Below are 25948 nucleotides of genomic sequence, written 5' to 3'. Positions count from 1 at the left end.
GTCAGGGCTGCCCTTGGATGGCTTTCAAGACCGTATCGCCATACTTTTCAGTGAATTCGGCATGCACCGGGCCCTTGACCACCTTGCGTATGCTTTCGACATCTGGATTGGTAGTGATCTGAACCCCGTGCTGCCGCAGTTCCGCCAAAGCCTCTTCTTGATGCTTGGCATTGAGTTCGCGCTGATAGTTTGCGGCCGCCAAGGCTTCTTCCAGCATGATCTGCTGATGTTCGGGCGTGAGCTTGTCGAACTTGCGCTTATTCATGAAAACCAGCCCGGCGGTGTAGGCGTGGCGTGTCAACGAGAGGTACTTCTGGACTTCATACATTTTCGACGACAGAATAAGCGTCGGCGGGTTCTCCTGGCCATCGATGGCGCCCGACTCCAAGGCGGTGTAGACCTCGCCGAAAGCCATGGGCTGGGGGTTGGCTCCCAATAGCTCAAAGGCCTTTATGTGGGCCGGATTGGGCGTCGTCCGGACCTTAAGTCCATCCATGTCCGCAGCCTTGGTCACGGGCTTTTTATTGTTGGTGAAACTGCGAAATCCTATGTCCCAGAATGCCAGGCCCTTCAGTCCGTAATTGTCCAGATCGTCCAGCAGGCCGCGACCAATAGGGCCGTCCAGCACCTGGAATGCCTGTGCTTCGTCATCGAACAGGTAAGGCAGGTCCAATACATTGAGGTTGGGCGAAATGCCCGTCAGGAAGGGATTGCCCGTTACTCCGATGTCAATGGTTCCGCTACGCACGCCTGTCACCAGCGAGCCGTCGTTGCCTAATGTTCCGTTGGGAAAGACGCGGACTTTGATTTGGCCGTTGGTGCGCGCTTCGACGCGCTTGGCGAACTCTTTTGCCGCGATATTCTGTGAATCCGTGGCGGGAAGCGTGTGTCCGAAGCGGAAGGTTACAGGCTTGTCCTGGGCCATGGCGGCAGCGCTGCCGAAGGACGCGATTGCCAGCAATGCGGTTGCGAAATAGTGTTTAATCATAATTGTCTTGAGGAGGCTGCGGCCCCCAAACCTCCTTTTGAGTATGGACAGTATCTGGTCCGAATGCCGATGGCCGACGGTCAAAGGCGCGGGGCGGGCATCGGAAGCCGGCACGATGGGATGTTCCGTCTGTCGTGTAAACGTATGGATACACAGCAAGCCGTTCGAGGGTGACGTAGGGCCGTTGTGGGGCAGATCGCGCAGTTGGATGTCTCCGGGCGTCTGTTTTTTATGTGCCGCGGCTGATGGAATCTTGCCGGCACATTGTTGTCGGGCCAGTTTATCGTTCAGCTTTGCCCGGTCGCAAGGCAGAAATATTTAGGCCATTGCTTAGAAAAACTTGGCGTATGCGAATTCAACCAGCCGCGCCTTGGCTGCAAAGCGTTTTGTGCGCTTGGCCTTGAAAAAAACGAGCTGACAACTTGCTTACATGCAAAAAATAAAGCTATACTCTATGAGTTTGACGCCACGTGGGTGTAGTCCTTTAGGCCGATGGCGGGAATGGCATCTTGGGTTCGCCAGCCTCGGGTTTGCAGTTGCTGGGTACACAACGAATCAAGACTATGAATCAAGACCAGGCGCAGCTCGTGCTTTCTGATCGGGATCGCGAAGCCCTAAACCTGCGAGCAAGCAGCGGCATCGTCCGTACGCTTGTCGCGCAGGCGGTCATGCTGGTGGGGTCTGTCTTGATTTCCTGGCTGGTGTCAGGTGGTGAGGCTGCGGTTTCCGCCCTGATTGGCGCCGCGGCCTATTTCGTGCCCAATGCGTTGTTCGCTTTACGTTTGCTGCTGGGCCTTTTGGGTCCGGTAAAATCCAGTCCGCTTACTTTTTTTGTGGGCGAGGCCTTCAAGCTGGGATCGGCCATTCTGATAATGGGCCTGGCTGCGTGGCTGGGGCGGGGCTGGCTGGTGTGGCCCGCCATGCTCTTCGGTTTGGTATGTGTTTTAAAAGGCTATGTGCTGTTGCTGATGTTCCGCAAACTGCCATAGTTTTTTTGTGTGTTAATTCATGGGCTTTGCACGCTCGTCAACAGGATAAGGGTTCAGATGGCTGCTAGTGATATTTCGCCACAGTCTGAGTATATTCAGCATCACTTGGTTCACCTGAATAACGTTGGTGCCAAGCAGTCGGCCATCGCCAATTTCAGCTTCGTCAATTACGACTCCCTATTCTGGTCCATTCTTACCGGTCTTGTGGTCGTCTTCCTGATGTGGCGCGCTGCGAAACTGGCCAATGCGGGCGTTCCAGGACGCTTCCAGGCTTTTGTCGAGATGATGGTCGATATGGTCGAGGAACAGGCTAAAAGCATTGTTCCCAACGAAGTCTCGCGCCGCTTTGTCTCTCCGCTGGCCATGACCGTGTTCTTGTGGATCATCCTCATGAACATGCTCGATCTGGTGCCGGTCGACTTCCTGGCCTGGGTGTTCAAGCTTACCGGCCTGGGTTCGCATCATGGCGATCCGCTCTATTACCACCGCATCCTGCCTACGGCCGACCTGAATGTGCCCATGGGCATGTCGCTGGGTGTGCTGCTATTGATGTTCTATTACGGCATCAAGATCAAGCATCCGGGCGGTTTTGTCAAAGAACTGTTTACAGCGCCTTTCCATGCGCCCGGAATTGCCGGCCTGGTCCTGGCTCCATTCAACTTTCTTCTGAATTGCATCGAGTACGCCGCCAAGTCGGTGTCGCTGGGCATGCGGTTGTTCGGCAATATGTTTGCCGGCGAACTCATCTTCATGCTGATCGCCTTGCTGGGCGGCGCATGGACCGGATTTAATGGCGCAAGCATAGGCTTGGGTATCGGGCATGTTCTGGCGGGATCCATGTGGGCAATCTTCCACATACTGATCGTGCTGTTGCAGGCCTTTATTTTCATGATGTTGACCCTGGTGTATGTGGGTCAGGCTCACGAAGGCCATTAATAGTTTTCGGTCCGGGCAGTTTTGTCCGGCCGGGGTGCAAGATGTTCTTGCAATGCATTTTTTTGACTTTTTGATTACACGGTTTTTAACCAAGGAGTTGTTATGACCAACGTTGCTTTCGTTGCTCTGGCTTGCGGTATTATTATTGGTCTCGGCGCTATCGGCGCTTGCATTGGTATCGCTCTGATGGGTGGTAAATATTTGGAAGCTTCGGCTCGTCAGCCCGAGCTGATGAACGCACTGCAAACCAAAATGTTCCTGTTGGCCGGCCTTATCGACGCAGCATTCCTGATCGGTGTCGGTATTGCCATGTTGTTCGCATTCGCCAACCCCTTCGTCGGGTAAGCATTGCAGCTCGCCGCAAGGCGGGTTAAGCAGCCGCAGTCGGCCGTGTGGCGCCGGCCTGCGGCATGGACATTAGGTGTCTTGCGGCCAGGCCGCCCGGCACAAGTGGTATTAAAGGGAAACGACCGTGAATTTAAACGCGACTCTCTTTTTTCAGATGATCGTGTTTTTCGTGTTGGGCTGGTTTACGATGAAATTCGTATGGCCGCCCCTTACGAAAGCAATGGATGATCGCCGTCAGAAAATTGCCGACGGCCTCGCGGCCGCCGACAAGGGCAAGGCCGACCTGGCCCAGGCCCAGGCGCGCATCAGCCTGATCGAGGCGTCTGCAAAAACAGAAAACCATGCTCGCATGGTCGAGGCCGAGAAACAGGCAGCGGCTCTTATCGACCAGGCTCGCCGCGAAGGCGAAGCCGAGAAAGCGCGTATCGTTGCACAAGCCCAGCAGGACGCGGCCCAAGAGGTCCAGCGTGCGCGTGAAGGCTTGCGTGCCGATGTCGCCATTCTGGCGGTCAAGGGTGCAGAGCAGATTCTCAAACGAGAAGTTGACGCACAGGCACACGCCGAGCTGCTGAACCAGCTCAAGGCTCAACTTTAAACTCAGGGCAAGCCATGGCTGAACTATCGACAATTGCCAGACCGTACGCCGAGGCGCTGTTCGCCACGGCGCGCAACGACCAGGCCAGCCTGGCATCGTGGTCGGATCTGGCGTCCGAGCTTGCGCACGTGGCAAGCCAGGACGATGTGCGCGAGGCACTGACCGATCCAAGGCTCAACACCGCCCAGCGTACTGAACTGTTTACGGGTTTGATCAAGTCTCCGCTTTCGGCGCAGGCGCGTAACTTTATTGAATTGCTCGTCAGCAACAACCGCATCCTGGTTTTGCCGCAAATCGCCGAGCAATTCGAACAGTTGAAGAACCAGCAGGAAGGTACGGCGCTGGCACAGATCATCAGCGCTTATCCGCTGGCCGATGATCAGGTCCAGCAGCTGGTGTCCGGGCTGGAAAAAAAGTTTGGCCTCAAATTGAAGCCGGCTGTCACGGTGGATGCCGATCTTATCGGCGGCGTGCGCGTGATCGTTGGCGACCAAGTACTTGATACTTCTGTGCAGGCCCAGTTGGCCCGCATGCGCGACACTCTGGCCGCCTGAAGCGCGCCAGATAACAGGATTCCAGGAGTCTGAACATGCAACTTAACCCGTCAGAGATCAGCGAACTGCTCAAGAGCCGCATAGAAGGCCTGGGCGCGTCCACCGACGTACGTACGCAGGGCACGGTCGTTTCCGTGACCGACGGTATTACCCGCATCCACGGCCTGTCCGATGTGATGCAAGGCGAAATGCTTGAATTCCCGAACAACGTGTTCGGACTTGCGCTCAACCTCGAGCGCGACTCCGTCGGCGCGGTTATTCTGGGCGATTACACTGGCGTTTCCGAAGGCGATCCGGTCAAAACCACCGGCCGCATTCTTGAGGTGCCCGTCGGTCCCGAGCTGCGCGGCCGTGTGGTCGACGCCCTGGGTTCGCCCATCGACGGCAAAGGCCCCATCAATGCCAAAGCCACCGACATCATCGAAAAGGTTGCTCCCGGCGTTATTGCCCGTAAATCGGTATCGCAGCCTCTGCAGACCGGTATCAAGGCCATCGACTCCATGGTGCCTATCGGCCGCGGCCAGCGCGAGCTGATCATCGGCGACCGACAGACCGGCAAGACCGCCGTCGCCGTGGACACCATCATCAGCCAGAAAGGCAAGAACGTAACCTGCGTTTACGTCGCTATCGGCCAGAAGGCATCGACGATCAGCAACGTGGTCCGCAAGCTCGAAGAGCACGGCGCGCTTGAATACACCATCATCGTCGCCGCCGCGGCATCCGACTCCGCCGCCATGCAGTATCTGTCGGCCTACTCGGGCTGCACCATGGGCGAATACTTCCGCGATCGCGGCGAAGACGCCCTGATCATTTACGACGATCTGACCAAGCAAGCCTGGGCCTACCGCCAGGTATCGCTGCTGCTGCGCCGCCCGCCCGGCCGCGAAGCCTACCCCGGCGACGTGTTCTACCTGCACTCGCGCCTGCTGGAACGTGCTGCGCGCGTCAATGAAGAGTACGTCGAGAAGTTCACCAATGGCCAAGTCAAGGGCAAGACCGGTTCGCTGACCGCGCTGCCCATCATCGAAACTCAGGCCGGCGACGTGTCCGCCTTCGTTCCGACCAACGTCATTTCCATTACCGACGGCCAGATCTTCCTGGAAACCGACTTGTTCAACGCCGGTGTCCGTCCCGCCATCAACGCCGGTATCTCGGTGTCGCGTGTCGGTGGCGCCGCCCAGACCAAGGTTGTGAAGAAGCTATCGGGCGGCATCCGTACCGACTTGGCCCAGTATCGCGAATTGGCCGCCTTCGCCCAGTTTGCGTCCGATCTGGACGACGCCACGCGTCGCCAGCTCGAGCGCGGCAAGCGCGTCGTTGAACTGCTCAAGCAGCCGCAGTACCAGCCTTTGCAGGTTTGGGAACTTGCCGTCACCTTGTTCTCGGTCAACAACGGCTACCTCGACGACCTGGACGTGGCTCAGATCCTGCCTTTCGAGAAGGCACTGAAGGATTACCTGAAGTCCAAGCACGAAGGGCTGATCAAGCGTGTCGAAGACACCAAAGAGCTGTCCAAGGACGACGAGGCCGAACTGGTTGCAGCCATACAAGAGTTCAAAAAGCACGGTGCTTTTTAAGGTTGACTGGCGAGGGTGATGAAGCACCAGCTTCAGTATCCATACGTACGGTGGGGCTTGCGCAAGCAGCCCCGCTATAACGCCCTTTCAGGAAAGAGCGATGGCCGGAATTAAGGAAATTCGAACCAAGATCAAGAGCGTGCAAAACACGCGCAAGATCACCAAAGCCATGGAGATGGTCGCGGCATCCAAAATGCGCAAGGCGCAAGACCGGATGCGTGCGGGCCGTCCCTATGCAAACAAGGTGCGGGAAATCGCCGCCAATCTGATGCAGGCGCATCCCGATTACACGCACCCCTACATGATCGAACGCAATGATGTGCGTGCGGTGGGCGTTGTTGTCGTTTCGACCGACAAGGGCCTGTGCGGCGGCTTGAACACCAACATCATGCGCCTGGTGCTGGCCCGCCTCAAAGAGTTCGACCAGAAGGGCATTACGGTACAGGCGACGGCGCTGGGCAACAAGGGCGCGGGCGTTCTGACGCGTATCGGCGCCAACCTGGTATCGCAGGAAGTCCAGCTTGGCGACAAGCCCAATCTTGAACGCCTTATTGGCGCCATCAAGGTGCAGATCGACGACTTCATCGATGGCAAGATCGACGCCATCTACCTGGCTACGAACCGTTTCGTGAACACGATGAAGCAGGATCCCAGCTTTATCCGCTTGCTGCCTTTGCCCTGCGGCCTGGCCGATCCCTTCCAGTCCGAAGGCGACGCCGCCGACGTTCCGGGCGCGGCCAAGTCGACCTACGGCTGGGACTACATCTACGAGCCGGACTCCAAGACCGTTATCGACGAACTGTTGATGCGCTACGTGGAAGGCCTGGTGTATCAGGCCGTTGCGGAAAACATGGCCTCCGAGCAGTCCGCCCGGATGGTGGCCATGAAAGCGGCATCCGACAACGCCAAGAAAGTCATCGGCGATCTTGAACTGGTCTACAACAAGACCCGCCAAGCCGCCATTACCAAAGAAATTTCAGAAATCGTGGGGGGCGCTGCCGCTGTTTAAGCATTAACAGAAAGGCATCCCGTCAAAGATATTTAGCAAGGACTAAACATGAGCAACGGTACCATCGTTCAGTGCATCGGCGCCGTGGTGGATATTCAGTTCCCCCGCGACCGCATCCCAAAAATCTACGACGCGCTCAAGCTCGTCGACACCAGCTCGGATTTCGCCGAAGCCGGGCTCACCTTCGAAGTCCAGCAGCAATTGGGCGACGGCGTGGTGCGCACCATTGCCATGGGTTCCTCCGACGGCCTGCGCCGCGGCATGGAAGTGGCCAACTCGGGCGCTCCCATTTCGGTACCGGTCGGCGAAGGCACGCTGGGACGCATCATGGACGTGCTGGGTCGCCCCATCGATGAACGCGGCCCCATCCAAAGCGAAGAAGTGCGCGCCATCCACCAGGACGCTCCCAAGTTCGACGAGCTCTCCCCTTCGGTTGAGCTGCTCGAAACCGGCATCAAGGTTATCGACCTGGTCTGCCCGTTCGCCAAGGGCGGCAAGGTCGGCCTGTTCGGCGGCGCCGGCGTGGGCAAGACTGTGAACATGCTGGAACTGATCAACAACATCGCCAAGGCGCACAGCGGCTTGTCCGTGTTCGCCGGCGTGGGCGAGCGTACTCGCGAAGGCAACGACTTCTACCACGAAATGGCAGAAGCCGGCGTCATTCAAATGGACAACCTGAAAGAGTCCAAAGTGGCCATGGTGTTCGGTCAGATGAACGAGCCTCCCGGCAACCGTCTGCGCGTGGCCTTGTCCGGCCTGACCATGGCGGAAAAATTCCGCGACGAAGGCCGCGACATCCTGTTCTTCGTCGACAATATCTATCGCTACACCCTGGCCGGAACCGAAGTGTCCGCACTGCTGGGCCGTATGCCTTCGGCCGTGGGTTATCAGCCTACGCTGGCCGAAGAAATGGGCAAGCTGCAAGAGCGCATTACCTCGACCAAGACCGGTTCCATTACATCGATCCAGGCCGTTTACGTTCCTGCCGATGACTTGACCGATCCTTCGCCCGCAACGACCTTCCAGCACTTGGACTCCACCGTCGTGTTGTCGCGCGACATCGCCGCCCTGGGTATCTACCCCGCGGTCGATCCGCTCGACTCCACCAGCCGCCAGCTCGACCCGCAAGTCGTGGGCGAAGAGCACTACGCAGTGGCCCGCGGCGTGCAGCAGACCTTGCAGCGCTACAAGGAATTGCGCGATATCATTGCAATTCTGGGCATGGACGAGCTTTCGCCGGAAGACAAGCAGGCTGTTGCCCGCGCGCGCAAGATCCAGCGCTTCCTGTCGCAGCCTTTCCACGTGGCCGAAGTCTTTACCGGTTCGCCCGGCAAATATGTTCCGCTCACTGAAACCCTGCGCGGCTTCAAGATGATTGTCGACGGCGAATGCGATGCATTGCCCGAGCAGGCTTTCTACATGGTCGGATCCATCGACGAAGCCTTCGAAAAAGCCAAGAAACTCCAATAAGGAACCAACATGGCCAACTTGCATGTTGACGTAGTCAGCGCAGAAGAATCGATCTTCGCCGGTGAGGCGAAGTTCGTGACCCTGCCTGGCGAGTCTGGCGAGCTGGGCATACTGCCCGGCCACACGCCGCTTATTTCGCGCATCCGGCCCGGGACCGTCAAGGTCGTCCTGGCCGACGATACCGAAGTCAGCATTTTCGTTGCCGGCGGCATACTCGAGATCCAGCCAGGTACGGTCACGGTGCTGTCCGATACCGCCATCCGTGCCGAGGATCTCGACGAAGCCAAGGCTCTCGAGGCGCGCAAGCAAGCCGAAGAGGCCCTGCGCAACGCCAAGGACAAGGCCGATATTGCCGTGGTCGAGGCCGAGCTGGCCATGCTGGCCGCCCAGGCGGCCGCCGCGCGCAAGCTCAGCCAGACACGGCGCTCGCACTGATCGGAACGCGAGCCGGCCCGCTAGCGCGGAGCCGGTTTCGCCCTAAGGGTGCCCTTTGCGGGGCGCCCTTTTTCTTGCCTGCGCATGATCTGATATTGCGTAGGTACTTCCCGAGTTAAGAGAACTCCGAATTGTTGGCGTCCCCGCGCCTCACTACTCTTGCGCTATCTGCTCGATAACCTGGGAGGACATCATGAGGGAACGTTTGGACTGCGCTGTGCTGCGCACCGCTTGCACCGATGATTGGATCATGCCGTGGCTGGGATCGCATGTGGGCGGCCGGCTGCATCTGCAAGCTCTTGGCGACCATGGCGTCGACCTGGCCGCAACCGATTCGATGCGCGCGCTGGCGGATCTGTCCATGCATCTGCGGCGGTTCGACGTCTGCCTTTTGCCGGTTACCGAATCCAACCTGCCGTGGGTACGCACCACCCTGTCCGCCGCGAAAGGCGTGGTCCAGACCCCGCTTGTGGCGCTGGTGCGAGGCCTCAAGGCCGCCGCGCTGAACGATCTCTACTCCCTGGGGCTGGCCGATTTCATGCGCGACCCGGTGTGCATCGAAGAACTGCGCGCCCGCATCGAACGGCTGCTCGATACCCGCCGCTACCTTGGCTTGCCGCCCGCCGGCACCAGCGCATTGGCCGAAACCAAGGCCGGCTACGGCGCCGTCGCCCGCAATGCGGCAAAGTCCGGCCAGGATGCTTTGTGCGAAACCATTCTTGAACGCAGCGGCATGGAGCTCGAGGCCTTCGCCATCGCCTCGGCGTCCCGCTGCGCTACATCCCGGGAATCGTTCCGGGCCGCGAAAAGCCAGGTCATCGAACGATTCGAGCGGGCCTACATCACCGCGGCGTTGGGCCGCCATTCGGGCAATATCGCCATGGCCGCCCGCGCCGCCCAGAAGCACCGCCGGGCGTTCTGGGCCCTGATGCGCAAGCATGAGATCGATGCGGCTCCGTTCCGCCGCGAACCCGCCCCCACCCACCCCAGAGACGGGTAAAATCAATAGTCTTGAATAAGGATAGACGTGACTGCACCAACTTTAAAGAACGATGTCTTCTTGCGCGCCTTGATGCGCGAGCCGGTTCCCTATACCCCTATATGGCTGATGCGCCAGGCGGGACGTTATCTGCCTGAATACAACGAAACCCGGGCGCGTGCCGGCTCGTTCATGGGGCTGGCGCAGAATCGCGAATACGCCTGTGAGGTCACCTTGCAGCCCTTGTTGCGCTTCGACCTGGATGCCGCCATTCTGTTTTCCGACATCCTTACGGTTCCCGACGCCATGGGGCTGGGCCTGGACTTCCTGGCAGGCGAAGGCCCCAAGTTCGCGCACCCCCTGCGTCACGAGGACGATGTCAAGAAGCTGGCGGTACCCGACATGTCGCGGTTGCAGTACGTCTTTGACGCCGTGTCGCTGATCCGCAAAGAACTCGACGGTAAAGTCCCCCTGATCGGTTTTGCCGGCAGTCCCTGGACCGTAGGCTGTTACATGGTCGAAGGGCAGGGCTCCAGCGACTACCGACTGATCAAGACCATGCTGTACAGCCGCCCCGATCTGCTGCATCGCATCCTGGATATCAACGCGCAAACGACCCAAAATTACCTGAATGCCCAAATTCAGGCGGGCGCGCAGGCCGTGATGATCTTCGATAGCTGGGGCGGCGTGCTGTCCGATGGCCTGTTCCAGGAGTTTTCCCTGGCCTATACGCAAAAAGTCGTGCAGGGACTGATCCGTCACCACGAGGGGCGGGCCGTGCCGGTCATCGTCTTCACCAAGGGCGGCGCACAATGGATAGAAGGCATTGCGGCCAGCGGCTGCGATGCCGTGGGACTGGACTGGACAGCCAACCTGTCCCAGGCGCGCCAACGCCTGGGCGATTCTGTTGCACTGCAAGGCAATCTTGACCCCATGGCGCTGTTCGGCGGGGATGCCGCCATCCGTACCCAGGCACGCAAGGTCATCGACGACTTCGGCACAGTCGGCCAAGGGGGCCACGTCTTTAATCTGGGCCATGGAATCTCACGTTTCACCCCTCCGGCGGCGGTCCAGTCGCTCGTCGACGAGGTTCATACCTACAGCCATTCCAAGCACTAATTGTGCTTGCATGCAAGGGGTAAAACCCCTATTTTTCCTGCCCGAATATCAAGGTTGTTCACAGTTTACGATGCTGTGCAACATTTTTTTGGGCAGGCGTTTCAAGCTCTCTGTTTTTTATATAAGCTATTGTTTTAAATGGAATATCAGGCTGGGTTATTAGCTTGGTTCAACTATTTCAGGTTCTGGCGGTTGACTTTTTAAAAGTTGTTAAAAGGATTTTCCCCAAAGTTATCCACAGGCTCTCAAAAAAATATCGAACTCTCATGGCGACAGGTATTTAAGACGCTAAACAAGAATCTACTTTAAGTATTGATGTCCCCATCCACCCCATCCGAATCACCCACTGCACTGGCCCCCGATACCGCCGCCGGGCCGGCCCGCTGGGTGCAGGTGGCGCTCGACGTTCCCTTGCAGGGCGTGTTCGATTATCGGGCTCCCGCCGAAGCGTGTGTCGGCGCCCGGGTCATCGTGCCTTTCGGGCGCCGCAAATTGGTGGGTGTCGTAGTGGCGACGCCGGCCCAGCCCGCATTCGATCCCGCCCAGGTCAAAGAGGTCGAACAGATCCTGGACGACACTCCGCCCTTGTCCTCGGACTGGTTGCGGCTGGCATCCTTCGCGGCGCAGTATTACCAGCGGCCTTTGGGCGAAGTGATGTTGCCGGCGCTACCGGCGGGCTTGCGCAAGGTATCCGCCTATCAGGGCAAGCGCTCTGCGGGAGGACCCGTGCAACGGCTCGATCGGCGCAAGCCGGTCCTGGCGGATGCCGTGGCAGCCGACCAGGCTCCCGTGCTGAATGCCGAGCAGCTCGCCGCCGCGCAGGCGATAGCGGCGCTGCAAGCGCATAAGACCGTGCTTTTGCACGGCGTGACCGGCAGCGGAAAAACCGAAGTCTACCTGCATGCCATCCAGGCGGCGCTCGCACGCGGGCGGCAGGTCTTGTTCATGGTTCCCGAAATCAACCTGACCCCGCAGCTTGAGCAGTCCTTGAGGGCGCGGCTGGCGGGCTTGGCCGGTGCCGACGCCTTGGCGGTGATGCATAGCGGCCTTGCCGACGGCGAGCGCCTGCAGGCCTGGCTACGCATACAGCGGGGCCAGGCCCGGGTACTGCTGGGTACGCGCCTGTCCATTTTTGCGCCCATTGCCGATCTGGGGCTGATCATTGTCGACGAAGAACATGACACATCCTATAAGCAGCAGGACGGCTTGCGCTATTCCGCCCGCGACCTGGCTGTCTGGCGAGCGCGCGACCGCGATATACCCATCGTCCTGGGCTCGGCCACGCCTTCGCTGGAAAGCTGGAAGCATGCCGACAAAGGCCATTATTTGCGGTATACCCTGGCGCAACGGGCCCGCGACGTGGAACTGCCCAAGGTGCGCCTGGTCGACACCCGCCGCCTTGCCATGCAGCAGGGTTTTTCCCCGCAATTGGTCGAAGCCCTGGGCCAGCGGCTGGATAGTGGCCAGCAATCGCTGATATTCCTGAACCGGCGCGGCTATGCCCCGGTCCTCAATTGCGCCTCTTGCGGGTGGGTAAGCCAATGCCCGCGCTGCACCGCTTATACAGTGCTGCATCGCAGCGCGGGGCGACGCAATTACCTGCAATGCCATCATTGCGGCTATCAGGCGCGGGTGCCGCATGCCTGTCCCGACTGCGGCGACCAGGACCTGAAGCCGATGGGGCGCGGTACGCAACGGGTCGAGGAGCATCTGGCCGAGCTCTTTCCCCAGGCGCGCATCGCGCGCATCGACGCCGACAGCACCCGGCTGAAAGGCAGCGCCGCCGCCTTGTTCGCCAAGGTGCATGCCGGCGATGTCGATCTGCTGGTCGGCACCCAAATGGTCGCCAAGGGGCACGACTTTACCAATCTGGGTCTGGTGGGCGTGCTGAATGCGGACGCCATGCTTTTCGCCCAGGACTTCCGCGCGCCTGAACGGCTGTTTGCCCAGCTGATGCAGGTGTCGGGCCGAGCCGGCCGCCATGTGAAGGGCGGCGAAGTCATCATCCAGACCGATTATCCCGAACAGCCGGTGTATCAGGCCTTGATACGCCACGATTATCAGGGTTTCGCTCGTTATGCCCTGGATGAGCGCGAAGCGATCGGGCTTCCTCCTTTCGCCCATCAGGCCTTGCTGACTTCCGAGTCCCGGCAATTGGCGGACGCGCTGGAGTTCCTGACGCTGGCGCGGGCCCTCCCTGAGCAGGACGCCGCGAGCTATCCCACGGCGTCTTCGCTGACGCTTTACGATCCGGTGCCGCTGCGGGTAGTGCGGGTCGCCAACGTGGAGCGTGCCCAATTGCTAGTGGAAAGCGGCAGCCGGCCGGCCTTGCAGGCTTTCCTGTCTACCTGGTCCGTTGCGGTGGCAGAGCTGGCGCGCAAGCGCCGCGTACGCTGCAATCTTGAAGTCGATCCGCTGGAAATATAGGAAGGCAGGCATTGAATTCGTCACGAGGCCATACTGTTGCACAGGACATGAACGCGATGCAGCGTCAGGCGGTGTTGTATCTGGACGGCCCATGCCTGGTGCTGGCCGGCGCGGGTAGCGGCAAGACACGCGTGATCACGCAAAAGATCGCCTATCTGCTGCGCGAGTGCGGCTACCAGGCAAGACAAGTGGTGGCGCTTACCTTTACCAACAAGGCCGCCCGCGAAATGAACGAGCGGGTCAAGCTGCTGGTCGACTCCAAGCTTGCCAAGGGCCTGACGGTCAGCACCTTCCATTCCCTGGGCTTGCGGTTCCTACGTGAAGAGGCCGCACATGCCGGGCTGAAGCCCAGTTTTTCGATTCTTGATTCCACCGACGCCCTGGCGATTATCCAGGAACTGCTGGCTACGACCGACAAGGCGCGGCTGCGCGCCGTCCAGCAGAATATTTCCTTATGGAAGAATGCGCTGATGGATCCCGATGCGGCCGATCGCAGCGCATCGTCGCCCAGTGAAGTCGAGGCGGCCAAGGTCTACCGCAGCTATAGCGCCACCCTGGCGGCTTATCAGTCGGTGGATTTCGACGACCTGATCCGCCTGCCCGCCTTGCTTCTGGAGAATAACGAGCAGGTCAGGCAGCGTTGGCAAGCCCGCGTCCATTACCTGCTGGTGGACGAATACCAGGACACCAATGTCTGCCAGTACCGGCTGGTGCAATGGCTGACAGGGCAGCGCGCCATGTTCACGGCGGTGGGCGACGACGACCAGGCCATCTACGCCTGGCGCGGCGCAACGGTGGAGAACCTGGCCAATCTGACGACCGATTACCCCGGCTTGCAGATTATCAAGCTCGAGCAGAACTACCGGTCGGTGCAAAGGATATTGTCTGCGGCCAATCAGGTCATCAGCAAGAATCCCAACCTGTTCGGCAAGAAACTGTGGTCCGATCTGGGCGTGGGCGAGTCCATACAGGTCACGCCCATGGACGACGAGGAGGCCGAGGCGGAAGCCGTCGCGGTGCGCCTGTCGGCGGCCCGGTTCGAGCGGCAGGCCGAATGGCGGGATTTTGCGGTTTTGTACCGCAGCAATCATCAGGCGCGCATTCTGGAGCAGGCATTGCGCAATTTGCGAATTCCCTACACGATCTCGGGCGGCCAGAGCTTTTTTGAAAAACCGGAGATCCGCGACATCCTGGCGTATCTGCGCCTTATCGCAAACGATAGCGACGACCCCGCCTTTATCCGGGCGGCCACCACCCCCCGACGGGGGATAGGGCAGGCCACCTTGCAGGCCCTGGGCCAATTTGCCGCCGAGCGGCAGCTGTCCCTGTTCGAGGCGATTTTCGAGATCGATACGGCGGAAAAACTGGCGGGCAAGCAGCTCGAGCCCTTGCTCGTATTCGGCGAATTCATACAACGCATCCAGTCGCGTGCGGGGCGCAAGGCGGGGGCCGTCCTTTTGCGTCCGGCCCAGGCCAGCCTGATGGTCGATAATCAGGACGACTCTGCCGTGGCCGGCGTGGACGGCGCGGTGCAGGATTCCGCGGGCGCCATTTTGGACGACTTGTTGAATGCCATCCAGTACGAGCGCTATTTGTACGACACTCTGGAAGAGCGCCCGGCGCAGAATCGTTGGCAGAATGTGCTGGAGTTTGTCGGATGGCTGAAGCGCAAGGCCGATGAGGCCGATATGGGCCTGCTGGAGCTAGTCCAGCACGTGGCCCTGGTGACCATGCTGGAGCGGGGCGACGACGACGAGCCCGATGCCGTCAAGCTATCGACCTTGCACGCATCCAAAGGCCTGGAATATCCCCATGTCTACCTGGTGGGGGTCGAAGAGGGTTTGCTGCCCCACCTGGGCCGGGACGAAGAAGACCTGGATCCGGCCACAGCCGCCGAGGCGCTTGCCCTGCGCGTTCAGGAGGAGCGCAGGCTGATGTATGTGGGCATTACGCGTGCCCAGCGCAGCCTGCACCTGACTTGGTGCAAGAAGCGCCGCCGAGCCCGCGAATATGTAGTGCGCGAGCGCTCGCGCTTTATCGAGGAAATGGGCTTGGGCGGTGTTGCGGCAAGCGAGGATCCCGCGACTCAGTCTTTAAGTCCCAAAGAGCGGCTGGGAATGCTCAAGGCCATGTTGAACAAACCTTGATGCCTCTTACGCGCGAGGGGGTTGGTTTGCACCGGCTCAGAAAAACAAAAGCCTACCCAAATGGGCAGGCTTTTAGCCTACAGCGCCAGTTTCAGCGCTCGATCGTGATTCCGGGATTTACCACTGCGCCCGGGAAAAACGCGCATCTTTGGCACGTGCCTCGTCCATGGCCTTCGTAACGGCGATCATGTAGTTGGACACGGCGATTACGCCTTTCTTGACGGACGCCAGCGCCTTCTTGCCCGCGGTAACGATCGAAATAGACTCTCCATCAGTCAATGCTTTACGCATCAAGTCACGCTCAAGAGAGTCACTCAAACGGCTGTACTGGTTGAAAGAAAGATCCGACATAATTACCTCACCTATTAAGGTTATGTGCTGACAGAACAGAATGTTATGTGCTGACATAAGTAATTATAGGGTTAACCCTAGGTAAAAGCTAGGGGTAAACCCTAATTAGTCGGAAAGTGTGGTTTATCGGTCCCAAAACATGCGGCGGGGCCGGTCCACCGCTCCGATTCCACAGGTAATTGGAGCTTATTTCTTCTTGCTCTCGAAAAACCGCCGGAATGCCGCCTGCGCTTCTTCCGAGCGCAGCCTTTGGGTAAAAAGGTCTCTTTCGTCGTCGAAGGCCCTATCCAGCGCGGCCCGGCCGGCATTGCGCAGAATCCGCTTCGAGTCGCGCAGGGCCTGCCCTGGCTGGGAGGCCAGTTCGGCGGCGATCCGCCTGGCGTGCTCCAGCGCTTGGCCGGAGGCGGTGGCGGCGGTGATGAGGCCGCTGTCCTGGGCTTCCCGGGCGGAGAAGGGCCTGCCCAGCAATAGCCATTCGGCCGCCCGGCGCGCACCCGCAATTTGCGCCATCAGCAGGCTGGAGCCGCCCTCCGGGCAAAGGCCCAGGGAGACGAAGGGCAGGCTGAACACGGCATCGTGCCCCGCATAGACGAAGTCGCAATGCTGCAGCAGGGTCACTCCGACTCCGACGGCGCGGCCCTCCACCGCTGCGATGACAGGCACATCGATGCCGGCCAGCCTGCGCAGAAAGGCAAGGGCGGGGCTGTCGCCCGCGCTGCGCGCGGTTTGAAACTCGGACAGATCGTTCCCCGCGGTGAAATGGCCGCCCGAGCCGGTCAGGATGACCGCTTTGCAGCCCGCGTCCGCCTGCGCGGCCTGCAAGGCCAGGTCAAGTTCCGCATACATGGCATTGGTCAGCGCATTGCGCCGTTCGGGGCGGTCGATGACCAGTGTTACGCAGGAGTCGCCCTGGATGATATTGATCATGCGCGGCCTCGCTGGAAGCCGTCATCCAGTTGCATATAGGCCTGGCGGTATTCGGCCTTGAGGTTCTCCACGATCTGCTCCACGGGCAGGATGCTGTCTATGCTGCCCACGCCCTGGCCGGCGCCCCAGATGTCGCGCCAGGGTTTGCTGCGGCCGGTGCCGAAATTGGTGTGGTCCGAGCCGGGGATGGGCAGATTGTCGGGGTCCAGGCCGGCGGCCGCTATGCTGGGCTTCAGATAGTTGCCGGGGATGCCGGTGAAGAACGGCGTGTAGATGATGTCTTGGGCCTGTGCCTGGACCAGCATCTGCTTGTAGGCCTCATCCGCCCGGGCTTCAGGGCTGGCGATGAAACGCGTGCCTATGTAGGCGAAGTCGGCGCCCATGGCCCGTGCCGCCAGAATGTCCTGCCCGCGTGTGATCGATCCCGACAAGGCTATCGGGCCATCGTATATTTTCCGTACTTCGGCCAGCAGGGCAAAAGGGCTGAGCGTGCCCGCGTGGCCGCCAGCGCCCGAACACACCAGGATAAGCCCGTCCACGCCCGCATCCAGCGCTTTCCGGGCGTGACGCAGTGTGGTCACGTCGTGGAACACCTTGCCGCCCCAGGCATGCACAGTATCGACGACGTCATCGGGAGCGCGCAGGCTGGTAATGATCAATGGCACCTTGTGCTGAGCGCATACCGCCAAGTCCTCGGCCAGCCTGTCATTGGATTTATGGATGATGTGATTGATGGCATAGGGCGCAATGGCGCGCTGCGGATCCTGAGCCTTCAATTGGGTGAGCGCAGTCTCGATCTGCGTAAGCCACTGGGTCAGGACGCCTTGCGGGCGAGCATTGAGTGCCGGCATCGACCCCACGATGCCGCTGGCGCACTGCGCAATGACGAGCTCGGGCCCCGAAACGATGAACATGGGTGCTGAAATAACAGGTAGTGCAAGATGGCGGTAAAGCTCCTGGACAGTGCTGCGTGGCATGCTGGGGAATCTCCTTTCTAGGCTCGCCTGCGGGTGTATTGTGTTGACGTATTCTAGGGCCAAATCACAATACGATCAGGCGCCGCAGGTTGGCCATGAAACATGTCCGCGCCAGATCAGGCAAAATACCAGTTTTACTTTTCGAGCACGCAGTCGCCATGTCTTTACGTCCAGCACCTTTGACCGGAATCCGGGTTCTTGATTTGACGCGTGTGCTGGCGGGCCCCTGGTGTACCCAGAATCTGGCCGACCTGGGCGCCGAAGTCATCAAGATAGAGCGGCCGGGCGCGGGGGACGACACCCGCGGCTGGGGGCCTCCGTATATCAAGGATGCGCAGGGCCGCGATACCACCGAGGCCGCCTACTACGCCTCGGCAAACCGGAACAAGCAATCGGTGGCGCTGGATATATCCAGCGAACGCGGTGCGGAACTGGTACGCGAACTGGCGGCGCAATGCGACATCCTGGTCGAGAACTTCAAGGTCGGCGGCTTGCGCAAGTACGGCCTGGACTACGAAAGCATCAAGGCGGTCAATCCGGCGCTGATCTATTGTTCGATTACCGGGTTCGGCCAAACCGGCCCTTACGCCAGCCGGCCGGGCTACGACTTCATGATCCAGGGCATGGGCGGCTTGATGAGCATCACCGGCGAGCGCGACGATTTGCCGGGAGGCGGCCCCCAGAAAGCCGGCGTGGCCGTGGCCGACCTGATGACGGGCATGTATTCGACGGTCGGGATACTGGCCGCGCTGCACGAACGCGCCCGCAGCGGCTTGGGGCAGCACATAGACATGGCGCTGCTCGATTGCCAGGTCGCCATGCTTGCCAACCAAAACCTGAACTACATGACCACCGGCGTTGCGCCCAGGCGGGCCGGCAATGCGCATCAGAACCTGGTTCCTTACCAGGTGTTTGCCGCCGCCGACGGCCACCTTATTGTCGCCGTGGGCAACGATACGCAGTTTCAGGCTTACTGCCGAGTCATAGATCGGCCGGGGCTGTCCGACGACCCTCGGTTCAAAACCAATTCGAATCGCGTGATCAATCGCGAGGTGCTGGTGCCCATGCTGGTCGAAGCAATGAAAACGCAGGCGCGCGATCATTGGCTGGAGGCCCTGGAGCGCGTTGGCGTTCCCGCCGGCCCCATCAACACGATAGATCAGGTATACGAGAACCCCCAGGTGCGGGCGCGCGGCATGGTGCAGTCCCTGCCTCATGCCACCGCCGGAAAGGCGCCTGTGGGGGCCAGTCCCTTAAGGTTTTCCGGCAGTCCCGTCAGCTACAGGCATGCGGCGCCCTTGCTGGGCGAGCACACCGAAAAAGTGCTGCGCGAGCGCCTGGGACTTTCGGACGAAGAAATCCGGGAATTGACCCCTTAACCGAATTCGCGCGGCGCGCAATGCAAAATCAGGAGCAAACGAAATGAAAAGCATCAAGACGGTGGGAATAGTGGGCGCGGGCGCGATGGGGCGAGGCATTGCACAGATAGCGGCGCAGGCCGGCCTGGACGTGCTGTTGTTCGATCTGAATGCCCAGGCCATCGAGGCGGCCCGCGAGAACCTGCGGCAGATGTGGGGCAAGCTTGCCTCCAAGGGAAAGCTATCGGAACAGCAGGCGGCCGAATCGCTGGCCCGCGTCGCGGCTTGTTCCGATCTGCAAGACATGGCCCGGGCCGACTTGGTCATCGAAGCCGTGGTCGAGCGCCTTGACGTCAAGTGCGATCTCTTTCGCCAATTGGAAGGCATCGTCGCACCCGACTGCATCCTGGCATCGAATACTTCGTCCTTGTCCATCACGGCGATTGCGCAGGCCTGCGAGCGGCCCGGGCGCGTTCTGGGCTACCATTTTTTCAATCCCGTACCATTGATGAAGGTCGTCGAGGTGATCGACGGCTTGCGCAGCGACCCCCAGGCGGGCGATGCATTGATGGGCCTGGCGCGCGTGATGGGCCATACGCCTGTGCGCGCCAAGGACATGCCCGGCTTCATCGTCAACCATGCCGGCCGAGGCATGAATATCGAAGGCCTGAAGACGGCACAGGAATCGGTGGCGCCGTACTATCAGGTCGACGCGATCATGCGCGAGCAGGCGGGTTTTCGTATGGGGCCCTTCGAACTTATGGATCTGACGGCGCTGGATGTATCCCATCCCGTCATGGAATCCATCTACCACCAGTTTTACGATGAGCCGCGTTTCCGGCCTTCGCCGATCGCGGCGGTCCGCACGGCGGGCAAGCTGCTGGGCCGTAAAACCGGCGAAGGCTTCTATGCCTATCCCGAAGGGCAGAAGCAGGTGCCCACGGAGCCGCCCGTGCCTGTCTTGCCGCAGGATTTGAAGGTTTGGCTGGCCCCTTACCATTCTATTGGGCACAAGCGCGCCGCGGCCTTGCTGAAGAGCCTGGGGGCCACAGTCATTGCGGCAGAGACCGCTCCCGCGGATGCGTTGATTATCGTGACGCCGTATGGCGAAGATACAGCCAGTGTCGTTGGGGAGCATCAGCTCGATGGCGAGCGTACGGTCGCGCTGGACACCTTCTTCGGTCTGGAGCAAGGCCGGCGCCGGGTGTTGATGTGCTCGGTGGCCACACAGCCGAAATGGCGCGATGCCGCCCATGCCTTGCTCGCCAGCGATGGCACTGCCGTTTCAGTCATCGACGATTCAGCCGGTTTTGTCGCACAGCGCATTGTGGCGGCCATCGTCAACGTGGCCAGCGATATTGCGCAGCAATCCATCGCGACGCCGTCCGATATCGACCTGGCCGTGTCGCTGGGCCTGGGCTATCCAAAGGGCGGTCCGCTGTCCATGGGCGATGCCCTGGGCGCTGCGCATGTATTCGAGATCCTTCGGGCCATGCACCGCGTGACCGGCGACATGCGCTACCGGCCCAGCCCCTGGTTGCAGCGCCGTGTGCAATTGGGCTTGTCCTTGCGGGCCGAGCCGGCCTGCATCGCCCGCTGACGGGGCAACCGGGAGAGAGGGCCTGCTGATTAAGGCGGGCCTCTGTCAAGAAATCATTCTCTGGACAGTCAATGCAAAAAGCCGCGGCAAAAAAATGCCGCGGCTTTTTGTTTTGGATGCTGAGCCGGTTACTTGGCGGCGTGCACCATGTATTCGACAGCGGCCTTGACCTCGGCATCGGAGGCTTGCGAGCCGCCGCGAGGAGGCATGGCGCCAACGCCATGAATGGCATTCTGGACCATCGCATCCATGCCGGTTTCAATGTACTTGGACCAGGCGGCCTTGTCGCCGAATTTTGGCGCGCCGGCTACGCCGCTGGCGTGGCAGGCAAAGCACACGGCTTTGTACAGTTTTTCGCCGGCCGGATCGATGGCCGCGGTTTCAGCGGCGGGCGCTTCGGCTTTGGCGGCAGGTGCGGCGGCTGCTTTAGCGGGTTCCGCCTTGGGTGCCGCAGCGGCGGGCTTGGCGGCTTCGTCGGCCTTGCCTTCCACGGCGGGTTCCTTGGGCTCGTCGAACGAAGCGCCGGACTTGTTGGCGATGTAGACGACCGCGCGGGCCACTTCAAAATCGCTTAGAGATGGGTTTCCGCCCTTGGGAGGCATGGCGCCGATGCCGTGGATGGCATTCTTGACCATGTCTTCGTAGCCGGCCTTCACGAAAGGAGCCCAGGCGGCGCTGTCGCCAATCTTGGGCGCGCCCGCCACGCCGGCCGTGTGGCAGGCTGTACAGGTCGATTCGAACACTTGCTGGCCGGTCTTGAATACTTTGGGCGCGTTGGCGTCGACAAGGCTGAATCCGGCAACGGGCTGGATGCGCTTGGCAATGGCTTCGGCTGTCTGTGCATCGGAACCGCTACCCATCTCGGAACTGGCGGCGACCAGATTGACGAGCAGCATGATGATGAAAATCGGCACAATGAAGGCCAGAATCACGGTTACGATCAGCTGCTTGGGCGTTTTGATAAGACCTTCGTGCTCCTCGATGGTCTCTTCGACGTGTTCTTCCGTATTGTTCATAATCGAATCCTGCGTGTTCCTAGTCTGAGGGCGCCAAGGCCTGAATTCCGTGATGGTCTATCTACAGGAGAACGGTCTTTGCGCTTGCACGCAGGTGTTTCCGGAAACTCCTGAATAAACGATTATAACTAGACTAGTGCTTCAGTGCATGAATGGGGGTATGGCCCCCGCTGCGCCGCGGTTTCGGGGCATCGGAAAATTTTCCCGCAAACACGCTACAATGACGACCCTGCGCCCGTAGTTCAATGGATAGAATGAGAGTTTCCGAAGCTCTTGATACAGGTTCGATTCCTGTCGGGCGCGCCATATATTTCAGAGAGCAGCCTTTGGGCTGCTTTTTTTGTAGGTATCAAGTCGCGTAGCGGTTCCGTTTATTCAGGCATGCTCAAGTGGCCGTACGTCTTTGATGATGCGTTCGGCAATCTGAGCTTCTACCGATTTCAAGTCGTAGGCCTGTTGCAGGTTCAGCCAAGAGCTTGCATCGCCTCCAAAAAAGGCGGCGAGCCGTAGCGCTGTATCGGGTGTAACGCCGCGACGCTCACGCACAATTTCATTCATGCGCGTAGCCGGCACATGTAGATGAGTGGCCAAAGCGTTGACGCTCATGCCCAGAGGCGTGAGGTATTCTTCGCGTAGTATCTCGCCCGGATGAATCGGACGCATGCCATTTTTGATCATTATGGACTCCGTTCAATGGTAATCGACGATTTCGACGTATTCCGGCCCTTCTGCGCTCCAGATGAAACAAATCCGCCACTGATCGTTGATGCGGATGCTATGTTGCCCGACTCGGTTGCCCTTTAGCGCTTCCAGCCGGTTGCCAGGCGGTGACCGCAGAAAATCCAGCGTGCTGGCGCTATCGAGCATTTGCAACTTGCGCTCCGCCACAGTCCGGAAACTCGTAAAACGAGCGATTCGTTTGCCTTTGTAAAGAGCTTGGGTGTCGTGGCAGCGGAAGCTTTTTATCATGGTCTGTATTTTATGGCGTTTATCGTTTAACGTCAAACGATAAATTCAGCCATTTTCTTGAAATGCTATACAGGTTCGATTCCTGTCGGGCGCGCCAGAATCAATGGCTTATGTCGCCTGTAATAACAGCGTGACAGAAATCAACTAATCGCAGTTCGCCGCTTTTGTTTCGGCGGCAATGCGAATAGAGCGTCCATCTTGGCCTCCTCCCGGCCACGGGCTGCACCATCTTTTCCCCTTCCTGTAGACCTTAAAGAACATCCTGAGATTGGTGTGCCCCATGGGGGGTGTTCCGCCATAGCCATGGCTAGGCATTGGGCTAGGTGCGGGCCTTCGGGATTTGCGTTTCAGGCTTCCGCCATCTCGTGTTCGGCACGTGGCAACGCCTGGATATCATCGGCACCAGCAAAGCAACCTGGAATATCAGGAAAGGTAGCGCCGTAGGCGCTGTTGCCTTCCTTATGCACGTAGATGGGATAACGCAATTTGCTTCCTCCTGGTCTGATCATTTCAGGCCGGCTTGTTTAAGGATGCTGCGTACTGTCGGCGTGGGCAAATCCTTTTTTTGATCGCGGCACGGCGGCCGCCGACCGGGATGCACGCAGCGGGCAGCGTCCCGGGGAAGGGGATTACGCCGCTATACAGGCGGAAGGCACGGCGGATGCTCCCGGCGTGGAGTGAGCGAAGCACCCGGTATCCTCGGGTGATGAGAGCACAGGCGGCAAGCCCGGGAAAAAGCCGTAGTGGAAACGGCGCGGCCGTCTACCCCTTGGCATTAACTTGATGAACCGCAGGACAACCCTTTGTCGGTGTTCTTGAGCGCGGCGTGGTAGCGCGCCACGTAGCTGTCGAAATCCTCGGTGTCGCTGTCTTCCAGTCTTTTCTGCTCGACTAGCGACTCCTTGGCGATTGTCTCGTATTCGTCCTGCTCGGCCGGTGCCAGCGCCTGCGCGCGCAGGGTTTCGCGATGTTCCAGGCTGCGCTTGAGCGAGTAATCGTGCAGGCTCAGCTTCTGGTCGCGCAGGGTTTGCAGCAGGCGCGCCGAAGGCGTTTTTTCGCTGTCCCGCACTTTTTCGGCCTGGATGGCCAGCGCCTGGGCATACAAGTCGCCGCCCTGGGCCTGGTCGAGCAAGCGGGCGTATGGAGCAATGCCTTCGATCAGCTCCGCACCCCATTCCTCCCGGGTCGTGGCCACATTCTGGTTGACCAGAACCAGGCCGGGCTTGCGGCCTTCTTTCACTACCACGCTGAAATTATCGTGGCTATCCATGCAGTAGCCGTTATTGGGGAACAGCTTGCTTTGCTCTGCCGCGCAGAACAGCAAGAAGGCGTCCATGAAGCGGCTGGTGCCGGCCGAAATGCCTATGGGCGATTCAGGGTCGATATCCAGGCACCGGACTTCAATGTATTGCACGCCGCGTTCGGCAAGGGCGGTGGCGGGGCGTTCGCATCGGCCGGTGGCGCGTTTGGGGCGGATATTGGAGTAGTACTCGTTTTCGATCTGCAGAATGTTGGTGTTCAGCTGTATCCATTCGCCGTTGCGATGCGTACCTATGGCCTCGTAGGCGGGCCAGGGCTTGGTGACGGCGTTCAGCATGCGGGCCAGGAATGTTTCCAGATCGTTGTAGCAAAGCTGCAGATCGGATTGCGCTTTATTCTGATAACCCAGGTCGCTCATGCGCAGGCTGGTGGCGTAAGGCAGGTATAGCGTGTCGGCGTCGAGTTCCAGCAGCGGATTGGGCAGGCCGCGCATGAAGTTCTTGGATATGGCGGGCGAGGCGCCGAATAAATACATGAGCAGCCAGGAATAGCGCGTGAAATTCCGGATAAGCGCCAGGTAGCCCTTGGAGCGCTGTTCGCTTTGCGAAGCGCCCTGTATGCCGATCAGGTCCCAGAATGCATCGGGCAGCGAAAAGTTGTAGTGTACGCCGGCGATGCATTGCATCGCCTTGCCGTAGCGTTCGGCCAACCCGCGTCGGTATACATGCTTGAGCATGCCGGTGTTGGATGTGCCGTACCAGGCAATGGGAATTTCGGCTTCGGGCGGCAGGTGCGCCGGCATGGACTGATTCCAGATCAGTTCGCTTGGCAACTGCTGCGCAACGTAGCGATGCGTCTGCTCCAGCTCGTGGACCAGGCTTTCGGTAGAATCGTGCGTTCCTGTAATCAGTTCCAGCAAGGCTTCCGAGTAGTCGGTGGTGATGCGCGGGTTGGCCAATGCCGAACCAAGGACCGAGGGGTGGGGCGTTGTTGCCAGCGCGCCTTGCTCTGTTACGCGCAGGCCTTCTTTTTCAATACCGCGCAATATGCCTTGCAGCACCGGCAAGTGAGAGCCCAGCACGGCAAGGCGTTGGTTACTTGAAGTCATTCAGGGTATCTTTAAAGAAGTGTCTGTCGCTGGCGATTTTACCCGAGGTGTGGCCGTGATACGTATAGGTGTGATTATGCTGCTGTCCAGCCTGTTGGTGGCATGTTCGCCGCAATACAACTGGCGGCAGCTTACCGTGGGCGATGGCGCCGTGACGGCCTTTTTCCCCGACAAGCCGGTGACTCAGGAACGCCGCCTGAAGTTTTCCGGGCACGATATTACCTTCAGCATGACCAGCGTGACGGTGGACGACGCTCTCTTTACTGTGGCCTATGCGGCGCTGCCCGACGCTTTGCGGGCGGACGAGGCCGGGCGCAAGGAATTCGCCTTGGCCGTGGTGGGATCGTTATACAGGAATCTGGGCCAGGAGCCGCCCAAGGCATTGCCGGCTCCAGGAGAATCGTTCACCGTGAAGGGCCAGTCTCCCAGCGGCGCAATCACCTTGCAGGCCAGGGCCTGGCTGACGGAGCAAGGCTTGACGGAAGGGATTGTTACCGCCGCGCGGGATCGGTTTCCCGAGAGCCAGGCCGCCGAGTTTTTGCAGGGTGTGAAACCGGCCCGATAAGGCCTGGCAGCAAGCCTGCCTGCAAGGCGGCAGTGATGGCGGCTTGCCGTCCATGGACGCCCAGCTTGCGGCAGGCATTATGGATATGGAAATTGATGGTTCTTTCCGTAAGGCCCAGGATCATTCCCATTTCCCAGCTGGTCTTGCCGAGCGCCGCCCATTGCAGGCACGACACCTCCCGTTGCGTGAGCGGCTTCATGGGCGACTCCTCCTTATATCTCCGGTATTATTTACATTTATTTAT

At 59.8% G+C, this 25948-nt stretch carries 26 protein-coding genes and 1 tRNA gene; 17 read left to right on the top strand and 10 right to left on the bottom strand.

What is annotated here, in order from left to right:
- Position 1 precedes the first annotated feature (1 nt).
- A complete protein-coding gene (locus V0R37_RS09655; RefSeq protein ID WP_420374332.1) occupies positions 2-988 on the bottom strand; it encodes a TRAP transporter substrate-binding protein in 987 nt (328 codons plus the stop codon).
- Positions 989-1551: 563 nt separating this feature from the next.
- On the opposite strand from V0R37_RS09655, the gene V0R37_RS09650 reads away from it, so the two are divergent.
- The 13 genes from V0R37_RS09650 (at position 1552) to V0R37_RS09590 (ending at position 15573) form a co-directional block, all read left to right on the top strand.
- Positions 1552-1977 (top strand): ATP synthase subunit I, encoded by a 426-nt coding sequence (locus V0R37_RS09650; RefSeq protein ID WP_420374331.1) that lies wholly within the window; start codon positions 1552-1554, stop codon positions 1975-1977.
- A gap of 57 nt (positions 1978-2034) precedes the next feature.
- Positions 2035-2913, top strand: coding sequence for a F0F1 ATP synthase subunit A (gene atpB / locus V0R37_RS09645; protein WP_420374330.1), 879 nt, complete (start codon positions 2035-2037; stop codon positions 2911-2913).
- 102 nt (positions 2914-3015) lie between these two features.
- Complete coding sequence (gene atpE / locus V0R37_RS09640) at positions 3016-3258, top strand: F0F1 ATP synthase subunit C (protein ID WP_310932679.1); 243 nt, start codon at positions 3016-3018, stop codon at positions 3256-3258.
- Between the two features lie 127 nt (positions 3259-3385).
- On the top strand, positions 3386-3856 hold the full coding sequence (locus tag V0R37_RS09635) for a F0F1 ATP synthase subunit B (protein WP_420374329.1): 471 nt from the start codon (positions 3386-3388) through the stop codon (positions 3854-3856).
- A gap of 14 nt (positions 3857-3870) precedes the next feature.
- The gene (locus V0R37_RS09630; protein WP_420374328.1) at positions 3871-4410 is read left to right on the top strand and encodes a F0F1 ATP synthase subunit delta; all 540 of its coding nucleotides are present in this window, start codon (positions 3871-3873) and stop codon (positions 4408-4410) included.
- 35 nt (positions 4411-4445) lie between these two features.
- Complete coding sequence (gene atpA / locus V0R37_RS09625; protein ID WP_420374327.1) at positions 4446-5987, top strand: F0F1 ATP synthase subunit alpha; 1542 nt, start codon at positions 4446-4448, stop codon at positions 5985-5987.
- Between the two features lie 100 nt (positions 5988-6087).
- Positions 6088-6996 carry a F0F1 ATP synthase subunit gamma gene (gene atpG / locus V0R37_RS09620; protein WP_420374326.1) on the top strand — a complete coding sequence of 303 codons (909 nt, stop codon included), beginning with the start codon at positions 6088-6090 and terminating at the stop codon, positions 6994-6996.
- A gap of 48 nt (positions 6997-7044) precedes the next feature.
- Complete coding sequence (gene atpD, locus V0R37_RS09615; RefSeq protein ID WP_420374325.1) at positions 7045-8466, top strand: F0F1 ATP synthase subunit beta; 1422 nt, start codon at positions 7045-7047, stop codon at positions 8464-8466.
- A 9-nt stretch (positions 8467-8475) separates the two neighbouring features.
- Positions 8476-8901 (top strand): F0F1 ATP synthase subunit epsilon, encoded by a 426-nt coding sequence (locus V0R37_RS09610; protein ID WP_420374324.1) that lies wholly within the window; start codon positions 8476-8478, stop codon positions 8899-8901.
- Positions 8902-9094: 193 nt separating this feature from the next.
- Positions 9095-9901: a hypothetical protein gene (locus V0R37_RS09605; RefSeq protein WP_420374323.1), complete on the top strand. Its 807-nt coding sequence runs from the start codon at positions 9095-9097 to the stop codon at positions 9899-9901.
- A gap of 27 nt (positions 9902-9928) precedes the next feature.
- Positions 9929-10999, top strand: coding sequence for a uroporphyrinogen decarboxylase (gene hemE / locus V0R37_RS09600; protein ID WP_420374322.1), 1071 nt, complete (start codon positions 9929-9931; stop codon positions 10997-10999).
- A 315-nt stretch (positions 11000-11314) separates the two neighbouring features.
- On the top strand, positions 11315-13426 hold the full coding sequence (locus V0R37_RS09595) for a primosomal protein N' (protein ID WP_420374321.1): 2112 nt from the start codon (positions 11315-11317) through the stop codon (positions 13424-13426).
- 47 nt (positions 13427-13473) lie between these two features.
- On the top strand, positions 13474-15573 hold the full coding sequence (locus tag V0R37_RS09590; protein ID WP_420374320.1) for a UvrD-helicase domain-containing protein: 2100 nt from the start codon (positions 13474-13476) through the stop codon (positions 15571-15573).
- Positions 15574-15690: 117 nt separating this feature from the next.
- Here the strand turns inward: V0R37_RS09590 and V0R37_RS09585 are convergent, their stop codons facing one another.
- From V0R37_RS09585 to V0R37_RS09575, 3 genes are all read right to left on the bottom strand, one after another.
- Positions 15691-15924 (bottom strand): hypothetical protein, encoded by a 234-nt coding sequence (locus V0R37_RS09585; RefSeq protein ID WP_420374319.1) that lies wholly within the window; start codon positions 15922-15924, stop codon positions 15691-15693.
- 186 nt (positions 15925-16110) lie between these two features.
- Positions 16111-16851 carry an enoyl-CoA hydratase-related protein gene (locus V0R37_RS09580; RefSeq protein ID WP_420374318.1) on the bottom strand — a complete coding sequence of 247 codons (741 nt, stop codon included), beginning with the start codon at positions 16849-16851 and terminating at the stop codon, positions 16111-16113.
- On the bottom strand, positions 16848-17828 hold the full coding sequence (locus V0R37_RS09575; protein ID WP_420374317.1) for an NAD(P)H-dependent flavin oxidoreductase: 981 nt from the start codon (positions 17826-17828) through the stop codon (positions 16848-16850). Before V0R37_RS09575 ends, V0R37_RS09580 begins: the two co-directional genes overlap by 4 nt.
- 158 nt (positions 17829-17986) lie before the next feature.
- Between V0R37_RS09575 and V0R37_RS09570 the strand changes: the two genes are divergently transcribed.
- Positions 17987-19207 carry a CaiB/BaiF CoA transferase family protein gene (locus V0R37_RS09570; protein WP_420374316.1) on the top strand — a complete coding sequence of 407 codons (1221 nt, stop codon included), beginning with the start codon at positions 17987-17989 and terminating at the stop codon, positions 19205-19207.
- A gap of 43 nt (positions 19208-19250) precedes the next feature.
- Positions 19251-20786: a 3-hydroxyacyl-CoA dehydrogenase gene (locus V0R37_RS09565; protein ID WP_420374315.1), complete on the top strand. Its 1536-nt coding sequence runs from the start codon at positions 19251-19253 to the stop codon at positions 20784-20786.
- Between the two features lie 128 nt (positions 20787-20914).
- On the opposite strand, the gene V0R37_RS09560 is transcribed toward V0R37_RS09565, so the two are convergent.
- On the bottom strand, positions 20915-21802 hold the full coding sequence (locus tag V0R37_RS09560; protein ID WP_420374314.1) for a c-type cytochrome: 888 nt from the start codon (positions 21800-21802) through the stop codon (positions 20915-20917).
- A gap of 231 nt (positions 21803-22033) precedes the next feature.
- Here V0R37_RS09560 and V0R37_RS09555 point away from each other — a divergent pair.
- Positions 22034-22108: transfer RNA gene (locus tag V0R37_RS09555), tRNA-Arg, on the top strand.
- 69 nt (positions 22109-22177) lie between these two features.
- Here the strand turns inward: V0R37_RS09555 and V0R37_RS09550 are convergent.
- The 4 genes from V0R37_RS09550 to gshA form a co-directional block, all read right to left on the bottom strand.
- On the bottom strand, positions 22178-22480 hold the full coding sequence (locus V0R37_RS09550) for a HigA family addiction module antitoxin (protein ID WP_420374313.1): 303 nt from the start codon (positions 22478-22480) through the stop codon (positions 22178-22180).
- 12 nt (positions 22481-22492) lie between these two features.
- The gene (locus V0R37_RS09545; protein WP_420374413.1) at positions 22493-22771 is read right to left on the bottom strand and encodes a type II toxin-antitoxin system RelE/ParE family toxin; all 279 of its coding nucleotides are present in this window, start codon (positions 22769-22771) and stop codon (positions 22493-22495) included.
- Positions 22772-23118: 347 nt separating this feature from the next.
- A complete protein-coding gene (locus tag V0R37_RS09540; protein WP_420374312.1) occupies positions 23119-23256 on the bottom strand; it encodes a type II toxin-antitoxin system HicB family antitoxin in 138 nt (45 codons plus the stop codon).
- A gap of 290 nt (positions 23257-23546) precedes the next feature.
- Positions 23547-25139, bottom strand: a complete 1593-nt coding sequence (gene gshA / locus V0R37_RS09535; protein WP_420374311.1) for a glutamate--cysteine ligase — start codon at positions 25137-25139, stop codon at positions 23547-23549.
- Between the two features lie 55 nt (positions 25140-25194).
- On the opposite strand from gshA, the gene V0R37_RS09530 reads away from it, so the two are divergent.
- Complete coding sequence (locus V0R37_RS09530; protein ID WP_420374310.1) at positions 25195-25704, top strand: hypothetical protein; 510 nt, start codon at positions 25195-25197, stop codon at positions 25702-25704.
- On the opposite strand, the gene V0R37_RS09525 is transcribed toward V0R37_RS09530, so the two are convergent.
- Entirely contained in the window at positions 25631-25903 is a 273-nt protein-coding gene (locus V0R37_RS09525; protein WP_420374309.1) for a LuxR C-terminal-related transcriptional regulator, read from the bottom strand. The two genes, V0R37_RS09530 and V0R37_RS09525, sit on opposite strands and share 74 nt — an antisense overlap.
- Positions 25904-25948 lie beyond the last annotated feature (45 nt).

The sequence above is a fragment of the Pollutimonas rozaliensis genome, from assembly GCF_048751585.1.
Classification (GTDB): Bacteria; Pseudomonadota; Gammaproteobacteria; order Burkholderiales; family Burkholderiaceae_B.
The sequence above is the reverse complement of the archived record's forward strand: the minus strand, read 5'-3'. Positions and strand labels throughout refer to the sequence as shown.

What these genes read in the sequence shown, in the direction of transcription:
- atpG (WP_420374326.1), top strand. Translation starts at nt 6,088, where the DNA reads ATGGCCGGAATTAAGGAAATTCGAACCAAGATCAAGAGCGTGCAAAAC.
- V0R37_RS09590 (WP_420374320.1), top strand. Translation starts at nt 13,474, where the DNA reads ATGAACGCGATGCAGCGTCAGGCGGTGTTGTATCTGGACGGCCCATGC.
- V0R37_RS09655 (WP_420374332.1), bottom strand. Translation starts at nt 988, where the DNA reads ATGATTAAACACTATTTCGCAACCGCATTGCTGGCAATCGCGTCCTTC.
- V0R37_RS09550 (WP_420374313.1), bottom strand. Translation starts at nt 22,480, where the DNA reads ATGATCAAAAATGGCATGCGTCCGATTCATCCGGGCGAGATACTACGC.
- V0R37_RS09610 (WP_420374324.1), top strand. Translation starts at nt 8,476, where the DNA reads ATGGCCAACTTGCATGTTGACGTAGTCAGCGCAGAAGAATCGATCTTC.
- V0R37_RS09580 (WP_420374318.1), bottom strand. Translation starts at nt 16,851, where the DNA reads ATGATCAATATCATCCAGGGCGACTCCTGCGTAACACTGGTCATCGAC.
- atpB (WP_420374330.1), top strand. Translation starts at nt 2,035, where the DNA reads ATGGCTGCTAGTGATATTTCGCCACAGTCTGAGTATATTCAGCATCAC.
- V0R37_RS09595 (WP_420374321.1), top strand. Translation starts at nt 11,315, where the DNA reads ATGTCCCCATCCACCCCATCCGAATCACCCACTGCACTGGCCCCCGAT.
- V0R37_RS09630 (WP_420374328.1), top strand. Translation starts at nt 3,871, where the DNA reads ATGGCTGAACTATCGACAATTGCCAGACCGTACGCCGAGGCGCTGTTC.
- gshA (WP_420374311.1), bottom strand. Translation starts at nt 25,139, where the DNA reads ATGACTTCAAGTAACCAACGCCTTGCCGTGCTGGGCTCTCACTTGCCG.
- V0R37_RS09585 (WP_420374319.1), bottom strand. Translation starts at nt 15,924, where the DNA reads ATGTCGGATCTTTCTTTCAACCAGTACAGCCGTTTGAGTGACTCTCTT.
- atpD (WP_420374325.1), top strand. Translation starts at nt 7,045, where the DNA reads ATGAGCAACGGTACCATCGTTCAGTGCATCGGCGCCGTGGTGGATATT.
- V0R37_RS09650 (WP_420374331.1), top strand. Translation starts at nt 1,552, where the DNA reads ATGAATCAAGACCAGGCGCAGCTCGTGCTTTCTGATCGGGATCGCGAA.
- V0R37_RS09570 (WP_420374316.1), top strand. Translation starts at nt 17,987, where the DNA reads ATGTCTTTACGTCCAGCACCTTTGACCGGAATCCGGGTTCTTGATTTG.
- atpE (WP_310932679.1), top strand. Translation starts at nt 3,016, where the DNA reads ATGACCAACGTTGCTTTCGTTGCTCTGGCTTGCGGTATTATTATTGGT.
- V0R37_RS09545 (WP_420374413.1), bottom strand. Translation starts at nt 22,771, where the DNA reads ATGATAAAAAGCTTCCGCTGCCACGACACCCAAGCTCTTTACAAAGGC.
- V0R37_RS09565 (WP_420374315.1), top strand. Translation starts at nt 19,251, where the DNA reads ATGAAAAGCATCAAGACGGTGGGAATAGTGGGCGCGGGCGCGATGGGG.
- V0R37_RS09605 (WP_420374323.1), top strand. Translation starts at nt 9,095, where the DNA reads ATGAGGGAACGTTTGGACTGCGCTGTGCTGCGCACCGCTTGCACCGAT.
- V0R37_RS09560 (WP_420374314.1), bottom strand. Translation starts at nt 21,802, where the DNA reads ATGAACAATACGGAAGAACACGTCGAAGAGACCATCGAGGAGCACGAA.
- V0R37_RS09575 (WP_420374317.1), bottom strand. Translation starts at nt 17,828, where the DNA reads ATGCCACGCAGCACTGTCCAGGAGCTTTACCGCCATCTTGCACTACCT.
- V0R37_RS09525 (WP_420374309.1), bottom strand. Translation starts at nt 25,903, where the DNA reads ATGAAGCCGCTCACGCAACGGGAGGTGTCGTGCCTGCAATGGGCGGCG.
- atpA (WP_420374327.1), top strand. Translation starts at nt 4,446, where the DNA reads ATGCAACTTAACCCGTCAGAGATCAGCGAACTGCTCAAGAGCCGCATA.